Consider the following 20,182-nt stretch of genomic DNA (forward strand, 5'->3'; position numbering starts at 1 on the left):
AAATTCCCACCACCACCATCAAACTGGAGATTGATTCTTCCGGCGATAGGTCGATAGCTCAGATTCCCGCTCAAGAATTTTTATCGGCAGATACTCAGTTAGCTCCCTTTACTATTCCTGCTACGCCGGCAATAATTGATATATTGAATGACTTAGAATTAAATCAAAATATCATTAACGCACCTGTTTTTGGTGTAGTTACATACAAAGAAATTAGCCAACTAAATTTAGCGCAAACTGGAACCTCAGATTTTTTTACTCCCAAAGATGTACCCACTGTTCCAGTTCCTCCAGTTCCAGAAATTATTAAACCAGAGGAAGAAGTTCCCAGTCAATCGCCGTTAACTGAGGAACAATTGAAAATTAAAGATATTGCCGTCAAGAGTTTTCTGGAAAGTGTTGCGGTACGCTATCCTTTTATTGTTAACACCAATGACTTACTTACAATAAAACCCTACGAATATAGACCAACTATTCTTAATTTTTATGTTAATCTTACTTTTGATTTAGATCAATATTCCCTGGGTAATCAATTAAATTTTAAAGATTTTAATGATCCTGTACTTAAAAACTTTAATTTTTCTTACTATCCAAATAATCAGCAATTTTATTGGCTTTATGATAACAATGTCGTGATTGAAACAAATGGCTTTCATGGCAACATCAATTATCAGGGAAACGTTATTACTCAAAAATCTCGACAGACGGCAATTTCCACGATCCCATTTTTCGGAGTTCAGACAGTCTTTGCCCTACCTCAAGCATTTGAAAGTGCTAGGGGTTTTGAAAAAGATAATAACAACTTAAATATTACTAGCGGTGCTGTTGAGGTTGTTTCTCCTCAAGGTGTGCCAGGTGTTCCTCAAGTAGTTTTTAATATTAACGGAGAGATTGAGGTTGTTAGTTTGGATGACACTCGTAAAGCTTCAACTTTTACCGAACAGGGGGGAGGTTCTTATTTCGGTAACTTAGATGCAGAAAATGCTCCCAAATTTTTACAAGGGTTTCCTACTATTAACTTTCAAGGTTTATTAGACAATAAAGTCAGATTGCAAATTGGGCAAAGAATTCCCCTGGAAAATTTAGCCAAAATCGGGGTTACAGTAGGAGATTTTTTCACAACGGCGGGGTTTAACTTCAATCAGTCTTTCAGTTCCTTACCCGGGGTAAAAACCTTACAATTTGACAAAGGATTTGAGGATCAATTGTCTCGAATTTATGCTAGTGCGTTAAATCTTGATAGTTCACAATTGCAGAATAATGATATTGTCGCTTTGATGAGCAATCCTTTTTTAACTCAAGAGCAGCGAGATTTTCATTACCTGAATTCTCTTATCTGGTATAGTAGCGGTCAACGAGCGCCCGAAATTACGACTCGTTCTTTTGAGCCAGAAACTCATAATTGGTATCGTTATATTTTCAATTATTCCCAGAATCGAACTCTTCTAAAATATCACCCTGAAAAAGTTGAATTAAGTTATACAAATGTCTTTGCTAATCCTGGCGTTTCCCTAACCGTATCTCCCTTTTTGAGTGATGTAGATGAGAGACAAATGGTGAATGCTACTTTGGGTTTAGCTTTGGGGGGGCTATTTTACTTACTCAACCCGAATGATATTAATGGCGCTCTAACCACAGCCAGACAAAAGTATGAAGAGAATCAAGCTCCCGAGTCTTTTTCTACTCAATCCACCTCGGCTGATAGAAGAGCAATGAACCTAAGATTAAATAATAGTCTTCAGAATGCAAACCTTGTTAGTCAATTAAATCAAGTATCTGGTAGTTATACAATCACAGATCATGTTACTCCCAATAGTTCTCTGCTTTTTCAATTGCGTACTGGTACTTATCAAAGGGCGGTTCAATTTTTTAGTCGAGAAATTGGTGAATGGACTCCGGAAAGTCCTCTATTCTTTTCTGTAATATCTCCCAATGATTTTGGACCCTTAGCCTATACTGGTGTTAATGTCCCCATTGAATTTACGAATATAGAACCTTTGAATCGTACAAGTTTTGCTTTTATAAAAATTCAAAATGGCGAGGGAGATGTATTGCTCAAGCAACAATTGGCAGTAAAATCCGAGGCTTTTACTGCTCTTCCGATTGTCGGTCCTGGGAAAGCCGCCGACATAGAATTTGGCAGAATAGAAATTAGTCGATTTCGTCAAAGAGAATTTGAAGATACGTCCTACATCGGTTATTTGTATTTACCCGCTTTGGAGTTTATACTCTCCGGTACAAGCAAGGGTTTCAGCTATAGTTTATCCCTGGGAGCTTGGACAAATTTATATCCTCAATCTTCTCCTCAAATTGATGAAAATATTTCCGATCTCCAGGAAAAAACAGTTGGAATATTTTCCAGTATTAACTTAAGGTGGAATTTTAATAACATTTGGTATAATAAGAACAAACAATGGGAGACAATTATTAGTAATTCGCCATTTGTCAATTTTAGTTGGAATAGTAGTCCTAATCGTTTGAATATTTCCAGTGCCAATTTTGGTAATGTTTTTCAGTTCGTGAGACAAAATTGGAATCTGACTTGGTTTAGTAACTTTAGCTTCAGCCCTCAAGAATTAAATGCGGCAGCTCCCAAGTCTAGTCTTGGGAATATTTCCTATTTTAGTTCTCTTAATTTTTCCGAGTCTTCAGGATTAAATATCATTTTTCCTATTTCGTTTGGCGATAAAGTTTTTTATTCTGTTGAGGCAACTTATCCCATTATTAAAGATCAAAAACTTGGTAGTACGAGACTAGGATTTTATTATAGTAACTATTCCGTCGCTACTCGGGGTTTTGATAACCAATTTGAAGATCCTAACTATGGCTTGGTAATCAAATACAATAATCCTTCATCTTTGCTCTCCATAGAAGCTTATCTGGGTCATAGTGATTCTGGTTTTAGGGGTCGAATTCAATCTAGCATAAACTTTAAGTTCTAATTAATGGTAATGATCAAAACTGCCTAACCGCACATTCTTCTACCGGATACAAAGGACGACATAATTCAGTTATACTGTTAACATGACCAGCCAGATTACTGCCTAGAATCGGGATTGATTATGGCTCTTCGGTTTGTGTTATGCAATGGACGGGGGTTATAAGGGATGGAACCCTTATATAGAAAGTCATTTAGCGATTTTTGTCAATTGTTTTTTATCTAGAGCGAACTAATCAATTAAGTCTCTTGCCAGATAAGGATTTAGTCGATCTATGCCCCCCTATCGAACCATAACAAGTAACGAAGAGCCAGTATAACTTACATTTTTTACTCAAAGACAACGCCAATTCACACTGGAATTGGTGCTTCATGCCGATAATTTCCCCATATTAATTGCTGGAGTGATTAACAACTTCAGGGGCAATCTCTAATTCTTGTTCACCAATGACAGGTAAATGATTTTTCTGTAAACCCATAGCAGTTAAACAAGTATTGAGAGAATTTATCGCTTGGTTATAATTCTCAATTTTTTGGTTAATTTCTTCCTGTTTGTGGGCATTATTCGCAATTTTTTCTGCCGCTTCCTGTTCTAAGGTTTGTTCTAGATAAGAACGAGCTTGATTGAACTGTTGTAGAATAGTATCGGCTTGTTTTTTTGCCATTGGTATCAATTGATTTTTCAGAGTATTATTAATAGTTTGACGGAAGTTTTTCTGAATTGTCGCTGATACTTTTGGCTCAAAATCTAACTTAAGTAATTGACGAATAGCAGGTTCAGCATCAAGAATACTTTCACAGTCATAACCTTGGGCAGTTTGTTGGACAGTTTGCCGAAATTGAAAGATAGAAAAAGTGCCTTCGTTGTAAAAATTGTGATTTTCTCTTACATAGCGATCGCACTCTGTTCTCGCTTCGGAAACTAAGGCATGAATTAACTGATCTTCTAGCTGTTTTAGCTGATTTTCTATGCCACTATCGTTACCCAATAAACGATAAATTTGCCGATAATAATCACCTTGCCTTACCGCATCTAAAAGACGCTGACAAAAGCGACTAATTAAACTTGTTGACTCCTCAATCAACACATCTTCTAGCTGGTTAGACAGATAATAAAAAGCTTCTACCAATACTGCTAATAAAGGTGCTGTAGCATTGCGGGGATGGGTTAAAGTCGCTTGTGAGTAAGCATTTTTGACAGAAAAAGTATTTAATAACTCATCCAATCTTGATACCATTCTCGCTTTCAGTTTCTTAAAGTCTTCCTCAAAGTTTTCATCGCTATTAACCACGATAGCATTGACATAACCATCGATATGTTTAGTTAATTTCTCTCCCACTTCTTTTAACTCTTGATTGAGGTGATTTAACTCCAGAGCTTTCATCGCCTCAATTTCTCGTGGTTGACTTTCTAAATCACGATAAATCCCTTGATAATGATTTTTCAGAGTAATGCAGAGAGATTGTAAATCATCGGCTAAATTAGCAAACAATTGCGGACGTTTTTCTTCGGTGAGATAACGAGTAATTGCCGTGCGAAATTCTGCGATACCGCTATCAGCAATTAACTGCTCTAGTAAAGGAGTTCCCCACTCACTTAAAACTCGGAAATAATTTTTATTGGGAGTTTCATAACCGTGGATGGAAACTTTAAAGGGAGTTGCCAGTAATTTACCGGAGTTGGCACAATAGTTATTAAACTCGCTGACAAATTGCGGTGTTTCTTCTTGTCCTCCTAAATTTTTGACACTTTCGGCAAAGATAGAATCTAAACCATAACGCTGATTAATATTGGTTTGATTTTTCACCTGATACCCATAAAATCCTAAAAGTCCGCTGGTTTTGTAGAGGCGGGAAGTATCACGAAATTGCGTTTGAATCAGGTTTTCTAAACGTTGTTTTAGTTGGGCTGCGTACCAGGTTTCATCAATGCGGTTAAAAACATAAAAAACTCGATCACGAATACCAGCATTAGAGCGAATTTTTTCGAGTAATTCCGTTTCTTCTGTGGCTAATTCTCCCGCAGAAGCAGCCTTTAAAACACAAACCACTGCCGAAGTATCAGGATGCTCTATTTTACGATAGGCTAAGGCGGCATCTTTTTTGACTGGGGCATCAATACCGGGCAAATCTACCAAAACGTTACCATCTTTAAGGAGAGGATGATGACAGTAATATTCTAGACGTTTTAAGACGGCACTATTACTACCACGACGGGCAAAACTGGCCGCTTCTGCTAAATTAGAAAAGTGAAATTGTTCCATGGAATAGGTGGCATTATGCAGCGTATGGATTCGCTCACGATTTTGAGTAAATCCTTCAATTAATAATTTTAAACCCTGAGCTTGTTTAGCTCGCTCGGATTTGCCTTCTCCCCCTTCCTGTTCGATAATTTTTTGACAGTATTGGTTTAACTGACTACAGTATTCCGGGGAATTAATGTTACTGGGATTGGTTAATTGCAGATTTTGACAGACGGTATCGACTAAAGTACGAATTTCTACTTCGCTGAGAAAGGTTAAAACCACTCTTTCCTCATCAGCTTCTGCGTACTCAATATAACATTCTGTACCCGTTGCGTGTCCTTCGGCACTATACAGCAATTCTCGCTCTAAAAGTGCATTGATTAACATTGATTTCCCCGCACTAAAAGCACCAGCGAAAACGATTTCAAATTTGGGAGAAATGGCTTTTTGTAGGGCGATTTCTATCTTGCTGGTATCCTGTTGATTGCGGAGAGAGGATTCGCCTTTTAATAGTTCAATTATACTGTTAACATTACCAGCCAGATTACTGCATTGGGGTAAAAGTTCAGTCATGGTAAAACCCAGATCTAGAAGAACAGTGCTATTGTTTCCCAGATTATAACAAAATTCACTAACTAGATGTCAGATCTTTGGTCGGCGATTTAAGCAATCAAGGACAAAGTCATCGTCTTCAATCTAGAATCAGGATTGATTAAGTAGTTGGACAAAAGTAAAGTTAACTGTGGGGTAAGGAGTCAGTAGTCAGTAAGAATTGCGGCAATTTACATTTCTTAAGATAGACAACAGAATTTATGTCCGACTACTTATAATCAATTTAGTACATACTGATTGCCGAGAACCTCCTTAGGTAAAAATTCTCTCCTGACTCCTCCTCAATCCTAGTACAATGATAATTATATGGGCAAAAATGGCAATAGATAAATTGAGATTAAAAAAAATTCAGCCGATGAGACAGTTAGGATTTTTGTTAGGAACAGTTTTTCTTTTGGGTGGCTGTCATTCTCTCAATGCTATCCAAAATCGTCCCCAACCCTTGCCCCAAGATCAATATATTCAAGTCTATTTTAATTATAATCAGGCCCAGGGTTCAAATTATACCGATCCCTATCGCCAAATTAATCGTCCAGGGGATAATTTAGAACAGATTATTATTGATAATATTAACTCGGCAAAAAGTTCGATCGATCTAGCGGTGCAAGAGTTACGTTTACCCGCCATCGCTCAAGCTTTAGTTGCTCGTCAGCAGCAGGGAATCAAAGTTAGGGTTATCCTCGAAAATATTTACAATCAACCTATTCATAGTTTAGCCAAAAACCAAGAACAATTAAGCGATCGAGAACAGGAACGTTATCAAAACCTTTTTGATTTAGTTGATCTAAATCGAGATGGTAAATTAAGTGCGGAGGAAATCGCCCAAAGAGATGCAATTACTATCCTCAAAAAAGCTGGTATTCCCCTAATTGATGATAGTGCAGATCGCTCAAAAGGTAGTGGTTTAATGCACCATAAATTCATGGTTATTGATCATCACACTACTTTAATCAGTTCAGCTAACTATACCTTAAGTGATATTCATGGAGACTTTTCTAATCCCAAAACTGTCGGGAATGCCAATCACTTATTAGTAATTACTAATCCCCCACTAGCTAGAGTTTTTCAACAAGAATTTAATCTGATGTGGGGAAGGGAAGATCGGCCTAAATTTGGGTTAGATAAACCCCAGAGAAACCCGCAAACAATTACTATCGGTAATAGTAGTCTGACGGTAAAATTTTCCCCCGATTCTACCGCTTATCCTTGGGCAATTACTAGCAATGGTCTGATCGGTGAAACTTTAAATAAAGCTAAAAAATCCGTGAATTTAGCCCTGTTTGTCTTTACAGAACAGCCTTTAGCTAATATTCTCGATCAACGACATCAAAAAGGGATAGAAATTAAAGCTTTAATTGATCCTAGTTTTGCCTTCCGATACTATAGCGAAGGATTAGATTTATTAGGAGTTGCTCTCAGTAATAAATGTCGTTATGAACTAGATAATCAGCCTTGGCAAAACCCAATTAATACCCTAGGAGTTCCCGCTCTAGCGGCGGGAGATAAGTTACACCATAAATTCGGTTTAATCGATGATAAAATTGTGATCACTGGTTCTCATAATTGGTCAGCAGCTGCTAACCACCAAAACGATGAAGCTTTAGTTATTATCAATAATCCCACCGTTGCCGCTCATTTCGATCGAGAATTTCAATATCTTTACCGTACCGCTAAATTAGGACTGCCGGAAACTATTAAAAATCGGATCGAACGGGATAGAAAAAACTGCCCCCAATCCGTAACAGTTAAAAGCGATCGCTTAATTAATTTAAACACCGCCACAAAAGAGGAACTAGATACTTTACCCGGTATCAGTGGCAAATTAGCCGAAAAAATTATCGCAGCCCGGCAAGAAAAACCCTTTACTTCCCTAGAAGATTTGGATCGAGTATCGGGAATCGGTAAGGGAAAAATTAACAAGCTGCAAGGCAAAGTTAGCTGGTGATGATTGTCTCGTCTGTATTTTTAGCCCCAGTCCAAAAGGGTTATTTTAACGGTTCGGGAATAGTATCAGAAGGAGCCTCAAACTGTCCAGTGATCACGTATTCTAGACGCAATTTTAGCCAGGTAATAAACTGTTGGTTGAGAGAAACAATTGCCGCTGCTGGTTGGGGAGTTTTCTTTTTGATATCGGCAAAAGCGGGGGTATCTAAAAAAGCTGGATTGGCAATTAACCAAAAATCAATTTCTTGACCTTTTTCTTGATAATTCCTGATTCTTTCCTTCAAAACTTCCTTTTCGATCGCTTCTTCTTCTAAAAACTTTTGACTGGCTACCAAATAATAATAAGTTGTCATCATTTTTCCTTTAATTTTTCAGTGTAATTGTTCCCTAGTCGGGAGATTAGCTGATAGCTGATAGCCTTTACAATTGCCCACGCATAGCCAATTTCATTTCCCTAACAGCCCGTTCCAACCCGACCAAAACCGCACGACTGATAATTGTGTGACCAATGTTCAATTCTTCCATATTGGGCAAACAGGCGACGGCATAAACATTCCAATAGGTCAAACCGTGACCAGCATTCACCCGCAAACCCAGAGAGGAAGCGTATTCACAACCTTCTTTAAGAATTGTTAATGCTGCTTGACGATCGCTCTCCTGTTGTGCTTCGGCGTATTGACCGGTATGGAGTTCGATAAATTTCGCCCCCGTATTAGCGGCCGCTTGAATTTGGGCAAAATCGGCATCAATAAACCAACTAACGGGGATATTAGCCGATTGTAGGCGCTCGACAACCCGACAAAAACGGTCAAAATTGCCCAGCATATCGATCCCCCCTTCCGTGGTCACTTCCTCGCGCTTTTCGGGGACAAGGGTGACATAATCGGGTTTAATATCGAGAGCAATGGCGATCATTTCCTCCGTCGGGGCCATTTCCAGATTCAGATGAGTCCGCACCGTTTGCCGGAGGAGCCGCACATCGCGATCCTGGATATGACGACGATCCTCGCGCAAGTGAACGGTAATGCCATCAGCACCGCCGATTTCAGCCAAAACTGCCGCCGCCACGGGATCCGGTTCCACGGTACGACGCGCTTGGCGAATTGTGGCCACATGGTCGATATTGACACCCAAAGTCAGCAAAGTTGAACCTCCTTGTTTGTTAGTCCAACTTTCCATCTTACCATTGCGGTCAAAAGCGATTACATACTGGAGATATTTAAACCCATGGTCAGTTCTTCCATTTTGCTGCGCATGGTTTCCGTGGAGGCATCATAGGCGGCTTTCATGGCTTCTAGAATAGACCCAGCCACAATCTCCAGATCTTGGGAGAGGAGAGAAGGGTCGATTTCAATACCCCGGGGTTCTTGGTTGCCACTGAGATAGACTGTCACCAAGCCATTTTCACTCTGGCCAGGAATTTCCATAGTTTCCAGTTCTTCTTGCAGAACTTTGGCCCCTTGTTGCACCTGTTGCGCTTTTTGGAAAGCGTCTTGTAGTTCTTTAATCTTACCGAGACCGAATCCGAATCCTTGTCCTTGTGCCATGATGTTTTTTTTGTTTAAGGGGTCACTCAAGGTTTTTATTGTACTGCTTAAGGTGAACTGGGGTCAACTTTTGGCCCTGTGAAGGCAAAAAGTGATTAATGACAACGTTGACTTTCTGACTGGGTTAAGGTTTGCGGGAACTTGTTCTCTCTTAATCCGTCACGAGATGGTCAGAAAGAGAAATCTGAAAAATTATCCTAACCACTGAGTCGATTACCCCACGCCATAATAGAATTGTTGCTTTGACGAGGAGAATAGCAATTTTGAACGCCAAAAAAACGGGAATTTTCTTGACAATTGCCCTAAGTTGTGCTTTAGCGGGGAAAGCGGCGATCGCTAATACTTCCCCTTTGGAGGGGACTCGATGGAAACTAAGGGGGTGGACAGCCGGAAGTTTGGTGAAAGAAACGGAAATTACTGCCGCTTTCCAGAAAAATATCCTCAGTGGTTCGGCCGGATGCAACCAGTATAATACTGGCTATCAAGTCAATGATGACACGCTTCAGATCAATCAAGCGATCGCTACTACCAAAAAAGCCTGTCCGGAACCGCAGATGAAACAAGAAAATCAATATCTTGCTGCCTTGCAAGGAGTGGAACAATTCCAAGTGACAGCTAAAGGCGATTTACAATTATTTTATCGTACTCCCGAAGGTTTAGGAATACTCACTTTTACCCCCGCACCAACCACTACGCGCACGGAAAAGACCATTTATATCCATTCTCGGAAACAACCCTGTAGCCAAGGCCCAACCAAAGACTGTTTACAGATGCGAGAAAAACCCGAGGAAAACTGGAGATTGTTCCCTAATAGTATCGATGGATTTGATTATAAACCAGGATTTTTCTATCAAATTAAAGTTAGCGTTGAAACCGTCTCCAATCCAGCTACTAATCAAAATTCCGAAACATGGAAGCTATTAGAAGTTATTAGCCAAACCCCAGAAAAAGAGACTCCGCGAGCTTGGTTTGATCGACCGTTAACTAATTGGAATAAAGCCAAGTCCCCTATCCCCAAATCTCCCGTTAAAACCGTGATCGATAACCAGTGTCGTGAACAGGTTCGTCCGGCAATTACTGCCAATGATCAAGCACTTAATAAAGCAGGATGGTTACTCTACGGGGCCGTGCAAACCTATGGCAAAACTAGCGTTATTTCGGCTATGAGTGGAGTGGATGGAATGTGCCGACCAATGGGTTATCAAGACTTTGTTTTTGTCGATGGTAAATTCGCTGGCACTCTTTCCCCGCGACCGATGGATTCCCGCACTGATGGTGCATCTCAGAGAATTGTTTTACAAAATAGCGCTCGAATTATTGTGGTTTTTAATCGCTATAAAGATACTGATCCTCTCTGTTGTCCTTCCCAATTAAGTCGCGTTGTTTATCAAATTGAAACAGTCAGCGGAGTGCCAGTGGTTGTTCCCAAAGAAGCGGAAACAGAAGCAGTAAGAAATTAATTCAGTTATCAGTTATCAGTTATCAGTGAGATAGGGAGAAAAAGACTGGCAGCTAATAGCTTCCTTTTTTATTATATCTCCCGCAAAAGTGAGTTTTTAATCGCATTTTCCAGAAAAAGATCGCTTTTCTATTGCTAGAAAATAATCTATTTCTTTCCGCTTCTCCTGACTCGGAGAATACTGGCTTGGAGACTCCTCACTTAACGGAAGATTTTTAATTTATGCAGCAGGTTTAGTGATTAGGCACTGATACTAGATAAGTAGTTATAGAATTCTAATAACTCCTCGTTAGTTAGCAGTAAACGGGACTTTTTGCCATAGGTAGAAATCAGGTATTCTCGACCTTTTTCTGTAGTCCAAGCTAATCGTTTCATCTCCACATCAATTTTAGTTTTAAGCACTGAATAATCGATTTCTTCGGGAATAACAACAACTGGTTCCGGTGCCGGGGGTTCTTCTTCGGTTAAACTCGCTTCTTCTGGCAATTCTGATAATAAGGAGTAATTATCGGTTTCCATTTCTAATAATAAAGGCTCTGGTTCCGGTAAAGGAATATCCTTAACTTGGGGTAATTCCAGTTCAATTTTAGCCGGGGGAATATCCTGAACTTGGGGTAATTCCGGTTCAATTTTAGCTTCAGGACGAGGTATTTCAGTGACTTTAGCCGTTTTAGTCGATTTTTTGGTACTAGGGACGGTTTTAGGTAAATCGGACGGTAGAGAAATATTATTGGGGCTGACTTTTTCCACAAGCTGGAGATCGGGGGTGTTTTCAGCCTCTAAAAGCAGTAAAGCTCGTTCTCTGGCTCTATCTTCGGCGATTTCCACCGTATCTGCCGCTGCTAAACCTGTAACGACCGTTTTTCCCTCAATTTCGATGATCGCTCTCACAATATACTTGCCGTGATCGATTTGAACTAACTCGCTAATCAGGGCAACTTGGGGGTAACGTTGGCGTAACTTTTGCAACATGGTGACTTTTTCGAGTTCTTTTGTACTTATACTAAAATACTCTATCGTAATTATGGAAAAATGTAGCAAGTTCTTGCTACGATTAAAGATTAGATAAAATTTTCAGTCCTAGGATTAGCCTTGCCCACAGTAACAAGATTCTACTAGGCTGAAGCTTCTGCCAGCAAGATGAGTGATCGCCAAAAGGTTTGCCAGTGTTCGCTATTGGCTTATACTAACGAAGGCTTCGATAATTCTCAGGGTAGGTTCGGGTGTTCGATGCTTGGTCAGTTTACCTTCACTGTCACCACCAGCGATCGCAATTAGCCCGATAGAGATAATCTCTCGAGTCAATGGTTTAAATCAATCCTCTCATTATATAAGTATTTAAACTTAATTGTCCACCATTCCGTCAGTGTCTTGTAAGTAAGGATTATTGTTAGATGGACTTCTCGATCGCCACACTCCTCTCTCATCTTAGTGATGATAAATTAGCTACGGGTAAACTTCTCGAAAAAAAATTAGGCTGCGAAGACGATCCCGAAAGCTGCGAAAAATTGCAAGTGATTCTCGATGCTTTGGAACGTCTGGGAATGGTTGTCAAAGAACGGGGGCGCTATCGTCGTGTGATCGAGGAAAATATTGTAGAAGCAAAGCTGCGCTGTTCCAGTAAAGAATTTTGCTTTGCTATCCAAGATATCGAAGATGCTGATGACATCTACGTCTCGAAAAATCATCTCAGTAACGCTTGGAATGGCGATCGAGTTTTAGTCAAAATCATCCGCGAGGGAACCCGTCGTCGTTCCCCAGAAGGAGAGGTGAGATTAATTCTCGAACGAGCTAATCCTTCGCTTCTAGCGCAAGTAAAACAGGAAAATGAGCAGTTTGTGGCGGTTCCCCTGGATGATCGTCTGAAATTTACCCTTAATCTCCTCGAAAATGGTCAAAATCTCCTAGAAAACATCGATCACCTCGTTCATGTTTCCGTCCTCCGTTATCCCCTAGGGGAAATGCCTCCCATCGGTAAAGTTACTCGCGTTCTCGGTTCCACGGCCGAGGCCGCTGCCGACACGGATATCGTCTCCTGTAAACACGATCTACCCCATAATTTTCCGCCAGAAGCCCTCGAAATTGCCGATAATTTAGCGGATTTCTTCGATAGTGGCGAAAAAGAACAACTGCGAGATTTAACCCAACTCTTCACCTTTACCATCGAAGATGACACCCCTCTAGATTATCCCCCAATCATTGAAAATGCCTTTTCTTTAGAGAAAATCAACCAAAATCGCTGGCAAGTCGCCATTCATATCAGCGATGTCACCCGTTACATTGAACGGGGCGGATTATTGGATAAAGTTGCCAAAAAACGGGGAACAGCCGTCTATTTAGGCGAAAAAGTGCTGCCATTAGTCCCGGCTGCCCTTGCCAGTCGTTGTTCCCTGTCACCCCAAGAACAGCGCCCCGCTATTTCTATCCTCGTCACCCTCGATGACAAGGGGGAGCTAGTGGAGTACGAAATCACCCGCAGCCTCATCCAAGTGGATCAACATTTTACCTATCAACAGGTGCGCGATCTGCTCAGTGAAGAAGATAGCGCAGCTGCCCCCACCGATACCGTTGAAACCCTGAAAGACTTATTTTTCAGCGTTTGCCCCACCCTAAAATCCCAACGTCTGCAGCGGGGTAGTTTTGATATTCAATTAGACAAAATCTCTCCCTACAAAGACGAAGGACGGGGGGGGACTGTTCTCGCTTCTAATAATTTACCTGCCCGTTCTTTACTGACAGAAGTGGCAATTTTAGCCGGCAAAGTCGTCGCTGAACATTTACAGGCCTTAAAATTGCCCTGTATCTACTGTGGACAATCGGAACCAGATTGGGATGAATTGGAGGATTTACTCAAATTGGCCAATAATTTAGGGGCAGAATTAAATTTAACTGCCGAGGAGGAGATTAAACCCAATGACTATCAAAATCTTACCCGCACTTTTTCCGCTTCCTCATCGGTGAAAGTCCTCAATTATCTCCTGCAAGAAACTCTCAAATTAGTTAGATATAGTAGTCATCCTCTGCCCCATTTTGGTTTGGCCTATCCTAGCAATTATACCCACTGTCTCTCACCCCTACAAAGATATGCCGATCTTTGGGTACAACGGGTGTTAAAACTCCTATTAACCGAGGGGAAAGATCGCCGCAGCAAAATCGTCAAAGTCGGGGTTAATTTGGGCAGTAATAGCTGTCATGGACAGATTCATTGGAATATTCTCCCAAGTCAAATTCAGGAGGAGTTGGAAGAAGAAAGCCACCTAATTGTTTCCCATCTCAATGATCGCTCAAAAATTGCTGAAGATGCGGAAAAAGACCTAGAAGGATTGAAAAAAGCCGAGAAAATGAAAGAAAGAATGGGTCAAGTTTTTCGCGGCTTAATTACTGGTGTACAATCCTATGGTTTCTTCGTGGAAATTTCCGATTTATTAGTGGAAGGGTTGGTCCATGTTTCTTCTCTCAAGGATGATTGGTACGAATATCGGGCCCGTCATAGCTGTTTGGTAGGACGGAAAAATCGCGTTGCCTATCGTCTCGGTGATGAGGTAGAAGTGGAAGTAAAAGATGTAGACTATTATCGTCAGCAAATCGATCTAGTTACGGTTAGCGGTGGCAGTTCAGCAAGTTATGACGACTTAGAAGAAGATTAATTATGAATCAATTAACCACCGAAAAAATCGGGAAAACCCGCTTTATTCTGCCCTTTTTATGCGGTATTTTTCTCTTTTTAACTGGCTGTGTCCGTTACGATGTGGGCATTAATTTTCCCCACCAACACCACGGGGAAATTATTCAACATATCACCCTCGGACAACGCTTAACCAGTCTCAGTCAAACCGAAGCCACTAAATGGTTAAATAGTATCGAACAGAGGGCAAAATTACTTAAGGGGAAAACCGATCATATTTCCGAACGAGAAATAATTGTCACTATTCCCTTTAGTAATAGTCAGGAATTAGAGGAAAAATTCAATCAATTTTTTGATCCTAGTTCTTCCTTTAAAATCAAAAACTCTGCTAATACTGATGATATAAAGTTACTGCAACTGGATTCAAAACTGGCAGTTACAGAACAAGATTGGTTCTTTTTGACCCAGAAAAACTTAAAATTAACCGTTGATTTGCGGGCTTTGGGTGTACTTTCCGAACAGGGAAATATTATCATTAGCCCCGGTTCCTTAGTTGATATCGACTTCGCTTTAAAGACTCCCTTAGCTGGTCAAAATATTGAAGATGACTCAGGATTAAATCCCCCAGTAGAACAAGTTGACAATCAGTTAATTTGGCATTTAAAACCGGGAGAAATTAACACCATTGGCGCGGCTTTTTGGGTTCCTAACTATTTGGGTATCGGCACAATAATTATTGTTGTAATAACAGTTTTTGCCTATTACTTGAAATATAAACGCTTGCCTGGTGTATCCCCATCGACTTAAATTGAGAGTAACTATTCAGGCAGCAATTCTAAATTTGCCCTGTAGCAAGGCTTTTGGGAGTTAGTTCGCATAATACGGGGTGAAATTCAATGGGATGGCGAATTTCATTTGACGAGTCTTCGGACTTTTGACGTGATAGTACACCCAAAGTTGCGCCAAAAATCCCCCTTTAAAATGTTCTTTAAATCCCTTAAAAGGCTTGCTGTGTCTAAAACTGAGAATTGCTGCTATTCAGGTCTAGGGGTTGACAAAGAGAGAAAAATCAGCAGTGGGGATAAGAGAGACAACCCTATTCAAGGGGTGATGGACAGAGGCCAAAGCCTGACGCAAGAAAGTGCCAATTCAAAAATGAAAAGCATCAACCTCAAGAGTTGACAAAGAAAGGCTCATCAGTATGCGGCAGCCTAAAAATATTGTATTCTGCACTAACAAGAACAAGATTAACTTATAACTTACTCTAGTGCAGTCAAACCCGATCGCCTGAAGCGATCAAAACTATCCAGGGTGCAGGAGTTGAACCTGCCTAGCACGAATTATGAGTTCGTTGCCTCAACCGCTCGGCCAACCCTGGGTTATACTATTAACTCATTATAGATCGGTAATTACTCTGAACGTGAAAATTCAGCCCCACCAAGATGAAAAAATTTGCAATCAGCACCTCCTTGCAGTTAGGACTCCTTTTGATGGTAGCCATGTTAGCCGCCGGTTTCGGTAGCGGTTGGGTAGCCTATCAATTGGGAATCGCCTCCCTGAAGGGAGTCAGTCAACCGGATATCAACCCCGCTAAAAAGTTTACCAACGATCGCACCAGTTATGGTCGCAATCAAACTTTTATCCCCGTGAAAGAACAAGAAGTAATTAAAAGAGTGAGAGTTTATATGCAACAACAGAAAAACAAACCGCAATCAAAGAACGAAACCAAGGGATAGGCTTTAAAAAAGGCGAATTTTGCCTTTTCGCTATGGATAATCAGGATTTATTGACTCGTTTAATTTTAGTCTTTTTACTAATCGTCCTCAATGCTTTTTTCGTAGCGGCGGAATTTTCGCTTGTGTCGGTCCGTCGTACCCGCGTCAGTCAGCTAGTGGCTGCGGGAGATGTGCCAGCGCAGACGGTACAATCTCTACAAAGAAGTCTCGATCGCTTACTTTCCACTACTCAATTAGGCATCACCCTTTCTAGTTTAGCTTTAGGTTGGATCGGGGAGAGTACCATGACCGTTTTTGTGAAGAAATTACTAAGTTTTTTACCCTTTTCTTTAAACTGGCAAAATCTTCTCTCCCATGGTTTCTCTCTTTGTCTAGCTTTTTTAATTGTTGCCTATCTCCAGATAGTTTTTGGGGAACTTTATCCCAAATCCCTAGCTTTAATTTATGCCGAACCGATGGCGCGATTATTAGCAGCACCTATTGGCGTTATTTCCCGGATTTTTAAGCCTTTTATCGGTATTCTCAACCAATCAACTCGTTTTTTATTGGTTTTAACCCGTATTCCCGAAGTGGATCTACAGCGTTCCAGTCGGGTAACTTCCGAGGAATTACAATTAATTATCAGCATGGAAGGGGAATTAACAGGATTAGAAGCAGCGGAAAGGAAAATCTTAAACAATGTTTTCCAGTTTGGCGAAATCACTGCCTCAGAAATTATGGTTCCCCATAACCGTTTAATAGCTATTCCCTCGACCGCAACTTTTGAGGAATTATTGCTACAAGTAGTTAACAGAGGCTATTCTTGTTATCCTGTGGAAGGAGATTCCAGCGATGATATCCGTGGTCTGATCGATTTTAAAGATTTAGCTTTACCCCTTGCCGAAGGTCAGTTAAATTTAACAACCCCGATTAAAACTTGGTTGAAACCTGTGCGTTTTTTCCCCGAAACCACTCCCTTAAATGAATTACTAACAGTGATGCGGGAATCATCCTTAAAGATGGTTATCATTGTGGATGAATTTGGCAGAACAGCTGGTTTATTAACCCTGAAAGATTTAATCGGTGAGATTCTGGGAACTTTTTCCCCTAGTGATCAATCAGGAATATTAGAATACCAAATCCTCGATGAATCAACTTTTCTCGTACAAGCACAAATGAATTTAGAGGACGTGAACAAAGCATTAAATTTAAGCTTACCCTTGGCCGATGAATACCAAACCCTAGCCGGTTTTATCCTCCATCATTGGCAAAAAATACCGAGGGTGGGAGAACAATTATATTACCAAAATTTAGAATTTACCATCATTTCTAAGGTAGGCCCTCGCTTGGAACAAATTAAAATTTATCGACAACAATTATCCTCATGATATAAATAATAAACAACTTTTCTCATTGCTCCTTTTTGATTGTTAATCGCGTCAATAGCTGCCCACTCCTATCACCATGAAACACCTTTTGGCACTCCTCCCCCTCAGCTTGGGATTAATTGCCCTCACCCCCGCAAATTTGCCCCTAGAACGCCTTGAAATCTCACAATTAGGAACATCTACGGGATACGATGAACGACTGCCAAAGGACAAAAAAACCCTACTACAAGCGATCGATCATAGTTTACGTTATCTGAATAGCTCGGCGGCGATCCGCGCCTATCAAAATTATCCTATTCCTGAAATAACTCGTCAGCGAGTGCAGCGTTCCTTAGTACGTTTTCGTCAATTAGTGCAGAATTCTCCCACTCCCGCAGCTCTACAAAAGGCAGTTAAAAAAGAATTTATTTGGTATCGTTCTTTGGGTAATGATAGTCAGGGAAATGTTAAGTTTACTGGTTATTTTGAGCCAATTTATCAAGCAAGTCGGCAAAAAAACGCCGAGTATAAATATCCTCTCTATCGCCAACCTGCTAACTTTTCTCGCTGGTCTAAACCCCATCCAGCTAGGGTAGAATTAGAGGGAAAAGATGGTTTACTGGGGGAAAATAGCCGTCTAGCGGGATACGAATTAGTCTGGTTAAAAGATCGCTTAGAAGCTTATTTAGTTCATGTGCAAGGTTCGGCAAAATTACGTTTACCTAATGGTCAAATTATGAGCATCGGTTTTGATGGCAATACCGAGCATCCCTACACAAGTCTGGGAAAAGAAATGATTGCCGATGGTATTTTTCCTGCTGAGGGTTTAACCTTACCAATGGTTTTGGATTTTCTCAGAAGTAATCCTGAGCAATTAAAGAATTATATTCCCCGCAATAATCGGTTTATTTTCTTTCGAGAAACCCACGGCGCACCCGCTACTGGTAGCATTGGAGTTCCAGTTTTACCCGAAAGATCGATCGCTACAGATAAAAGTATTTTTCCCCCCGGCGCTTTAGCAGTAATTGAGACAGAAATTCCCCAGGGAAATCTTAATAAAAAATTAGTTAGTCGCTATGTTCTCGATCAAGATACTGGCAGCGCGATTAAAGGTACTGGGAGGGTAGATATTTTTATGGGAACAGGAAAAAATGCTGGCGAGCGAGCCGGTTTAATTAATACTCCCGGTCAATTATATTATTTATTATTGAGGGAATAGGAAATAGTATAGGTAAAATTAAGATAGACTCCCCAGAATCAGTTATCATACTTAAGTGAGAATATTAAAAATAGAATGATGGAAAAAAACACAAATATAGATTGGTCGGATTGTGGTCCAATTACTTTAGTAGTCGTGCAGCCGACTTCTTTTTGTAATCTCAATTGTGATTACTGTTATTTACCCGATCGCCATTTAAAAAATACCCTATCCTTAGATTTAATCGAGCCGATTTTTCAGAGGGTTTTTAGTAGTCGTTTTCTCCAAAATGATTTTACCATTTGCTGGCACGCCGGCGAACCCTTAGCAGTTCCCATCAGTTTTTATGAAAGTGCCTTTGCTAAAATTGCGGAAGTTAGCGAGAAATATAATCAGCAGGGTTACTGTTTTCGTCATTCAGTACAAACTAACGCCACTTATATTAACGATGCTTGGTGTCAATTATTTAAAAAGCATGATGTTTATGTGGGAGTCAGTCTTGATGGACCGGCTTTTATTCACGATATCCACCGGCAAAACCGCAAGGGAACTGGCAGTCATGCTGCTACAATGCGGGGTATTTCTTTCTTGCAAAAACATGAAATTGATGTCAGTATCATCGCTGTTTTAACAGAAGATTCCCTCGACTATCCCGACGAAATTTTTAACTTTTTTTGGGATCATGGTCTTACCGATGTGGCTTTTAATATGGAAGAAACTGAGGGGATTCATTCGCAATCTTCCTTAGATAAATTAGGTATTGAACAACGTTATCGCCAGTTTATTGCTAGATTTTGGCAGTTAGTCACGGCTAAACAAGGAGAATTTAAGCTGCGGGAATTTGAATCGATCTGTAGTTTGATTTATGCCGATGAACGCTTAGAAAATACTGATATGAATCGACCTTTTATGATTGTCAATTTTGATAATCAAGGTAATTTTTCCACTTTTGATCCAGAATTACTATCGATTAAAACCCAACCCTACGGCGATTTTATCTTTGGTAATGTTTTGAGCGATTCCCTAGAATCTATCTGTGAAACCGAGAAATTTCAAAAAATTTACGCTGATATACGCGGTGGAGTCGATTTATGTCGCCAAAAATGCGATTATTTTGGGGTTTGTGGGGGTGGTGCCGGTAGTAACAAGTATTGGGAAAATGGCACTTTCAACTCCACAGATACTAAAGCCTGTTTATACCGGATTAAGTGTATCACCGATATCGTTCTTGATCGCCTAGAAAATTTATTAGAAGTTTAAAGATGTTTTTAGCTATCAGTTATCAGTTATCAGTTATCAGTTATCAGTTATCAGTTAAGTAGCTGGTTATAATTAAATTAAAAATGGATTTTAGGTTCGATCCCCCCTGCCCCCCTTGATAAGGGGGGTGCCGATCCCCCCTTAGTCCCCCCTTAATCCCCCCTTGATAAGGGGGGTGCCGATCCCCCCTTAGTCCCCCCTTAATAAGGGGGGCATCTGATAATTTTTAACGCCTACCTACTTATCAGTTATCAGTTCACTGATTATTGTT

14 protein-coding genes and 1 tRNA gene are annotated in these 20,182 nt (G+C 40.4%); 9 read left to right on the forward strand and 6 right to left on the reverse strand.

The genetic code is table 11. The features are described from left to right. On the forward strand, nt 1-2,942 hold a 2,942-nt coding region (locus PN470_RS07235; protein WP_272104174.1), incomplete at its 5' end, for a hypothetical protein. Nucleotides 2,943-3,330: 388 nt separating this feature from the next. Here the strand turns inward: PN470_RS07235 and PN470_RS07240 are convergent. Continuing rightward, entirely contained in the window at nt 3,331-5,757 is a 2,427-nt protein-coding gene (locus PN470_RS07240; protein WP_002740487.1) for a dynamin-like GTPase family protein, read from the reverse strand. A 355-nt stretch (nt 5,758-6,112) separates the two neighbouring features. On the opposite strand from PN470_RS07240, the gene PN470_RS07245 reads away from it, so the two are divergent. Continuing rightward, nucleotides 6,113-7,741, forward strand: coding sequence for a DUF655 domain-containing protein (locus tag PN470_RS07245; protein ID WP_272104176.1), 1,629 nt, complete (start codon nt 6,113-6,115; stop codon nt 7,739-7,741). 40 nt (nt 7,742-7,781) lie between these two features. On the opposite strand, the gene PN470_RS07250 is transcribed toward PN470_RS07245, so the two are convergent. The 3 genes from PN470_RS07250 to PN470_RS07260 form a co-directional block, all read right to left on the reverse strand. Beyond that, a complete protein-coding gene (locus PN470_RS07250) occupies nt 7,782-8,093 on the reverse strand; it encodes an MgPME-cyclase complex family protein (RefSeq protein ID WP_002783106.1) in 312 nt (103 codons plus the stop codon). A gap of 67 nt (nt 8,094-8,160) precedes the next feature. Further along, a complete protein-coding gene (locus tag PN470_RS07255) occupies nt 8,161-8,883 on the reverse strand; it encodes a pyridoxine 5'-phosphate synthase (RefSeq protein WP_272104190.1) in 723 nt (240 codons plus the stop codon). A gap of 59 nt (nt 8,884-8,942) precedes the next feature. Continuing rightward, nucleotides 8,943-9,287: a YbaB/EbfC family nucleoid-associated protein gene (locus PN470_RS07260; RefSeq protein WP_002733791.1), complete on the reverse strand. Its 345-nt coding sequence runs from the start codon at nt 9,285-9,287 to the stop codon at nt 8,943-8,945. Between the two features lie 263 nt (nt 9,288-9,550). Here PN470_RS07260 and PN470_RS07265 point away from each other — a divergent pair, with 263 nt between their 5' ends. Further along, nucleotides 9,551-10,747: a DUF4377 domain-containing protein gene (locus PN470_RS07265; protein ID WP_238142291.1), complete on the forward strand. Its 1,197-nt coding sequence runs from the start codon at nt 9,551-9,553 to the stop codon at nt 10,745-10,747. Nucleotides 10,748-10,986: 239 nt separating this feature from the next. On the opposite strand, the gene PN470_RS07270 is transcribed toward PN470_RS07265, so the two are convergent. Next, nucleotides 10,987-11,718, reverse strand: a complete 732-nt coding sequence (locus tag PN470_RS07270) for a hypothetical protein (RefSeq protein WP_271937088.1) — start codon at nt 11,716-11,718, stop codon at nt 10,987-10,989. Nucleotides 11,719-12,140: 422 nt separating this feature from the next. Here PN470_RS07270 and PN470_RS07275 point away from each other — a divergent pair, with 422 nt between their 5' ends. Both PN470_RS07275 and PN470_RS07280 read left to right on the forward strand, forming a co-directional pair. Continuing rightward, nucleotides 12,141-14,393 (forward strand): ribonuclease R family protein, encoded by a 2,253-nt coding sequence (locus PN470_RS07275; protein ID WP_130758187.1) that lies wholly within the window; start codon nt 12,141-12,143, stop codon nt 14,391-14,393. A gap of 2 nt (nt 14,394-14,395) precedes the next feature. Beyond that, the gene (locus tag PN470_RS07280; RefSeq protein WP_002752520.1) at nt 14,396-15,178 is read left to right on the forward strand and encodes a DUF3153 domain-containing protein; all 783 of its coding nucleotides are present in this window, start codon (nt 14,396-14,398) and stop codon (nt 15,176-15,178) included. A gap of 498 nt (nt 15,179-15,676) precedes the next feature. Here the strand turns inward: PN470_RS07280 and PN470_RS07285 are convergent. Next, a tRNA-Ile gene (locus tag PN470_RS07285) sits at nt 15,677-15,749 on the reverse strand. A 64-nt stretch (nt 15,750-15,813) separates the two neighbouring features. Here PN470_RS07285 and PN470_RS07290 point away from each other — a divergent pair. The 4 genes from PN470_RS07290 to grrM all read left to right on the forward strand — a co-directional run bounded on the left by PN470_RS07290 (nt 15,814) and on the right by grrM (nt 19,911). Further along, on the forward strand, nt 15,814-16,107 hold the full coding sequence (locus PN470_RS07290) for a hypothetical protein (RefSeq protein ID WP_002752521.1): 294 nt from the start codon (nt 15,814-15,816) through the stop codon (nt 16,105-16,107). A gap of 32 nt (nt 16,108-16,139) precedes the next feature. Next, on the forward strand, nt 16,140-17,474 hold the full coding sequence (locus PN470_RS07295; RefSeq protein WP_002732609.1) for a hemolysin family protein: 1,335 nt from the start codon (nt 16,140-16,142) through the stop codon (nt 17,472-17,474). Between the two features lie 76 nt (nt 17,475-17,550). After that, nucleotides 17,551-18,672: a murein transglycosylase A gene (gene mltA / locus PN470_RS07300; RefSeq protein WP_272104180.1), complete on the forward strand. Its 1,122-nt coding sequence runs from the start codon at nt 17,551-17,553 to the stop codon at nt 18,670-18,672. Nucleotides 18,673-18,750: 78 nt separating this feature from the next. Beyond that, complete coding sequence (gene grrM / locus PN470_RS07305) at nt 18,751-19,911, forward strand: cyclophane-forming radical SAM/SPASM peptide maturase GrrM/OscB (protein WP_272104192.1); 1,161 nt, start codon at nt 18,751-18,753, stop codon at nt 19,909-19,911. Nucleotides 19,912-20,182 lie beyond the last annotated feature (271 nt).

This window comes from Microcystis sp. CS-574, from assembly GCF_028329095.1.
Classification (GTDB): Bacteria; Cyanobacteriota; Cyanobacteriia; order Cyanobacteriales; family Microcystaceae; genus Microcystis; species Microcystis ichthyoblabe_A.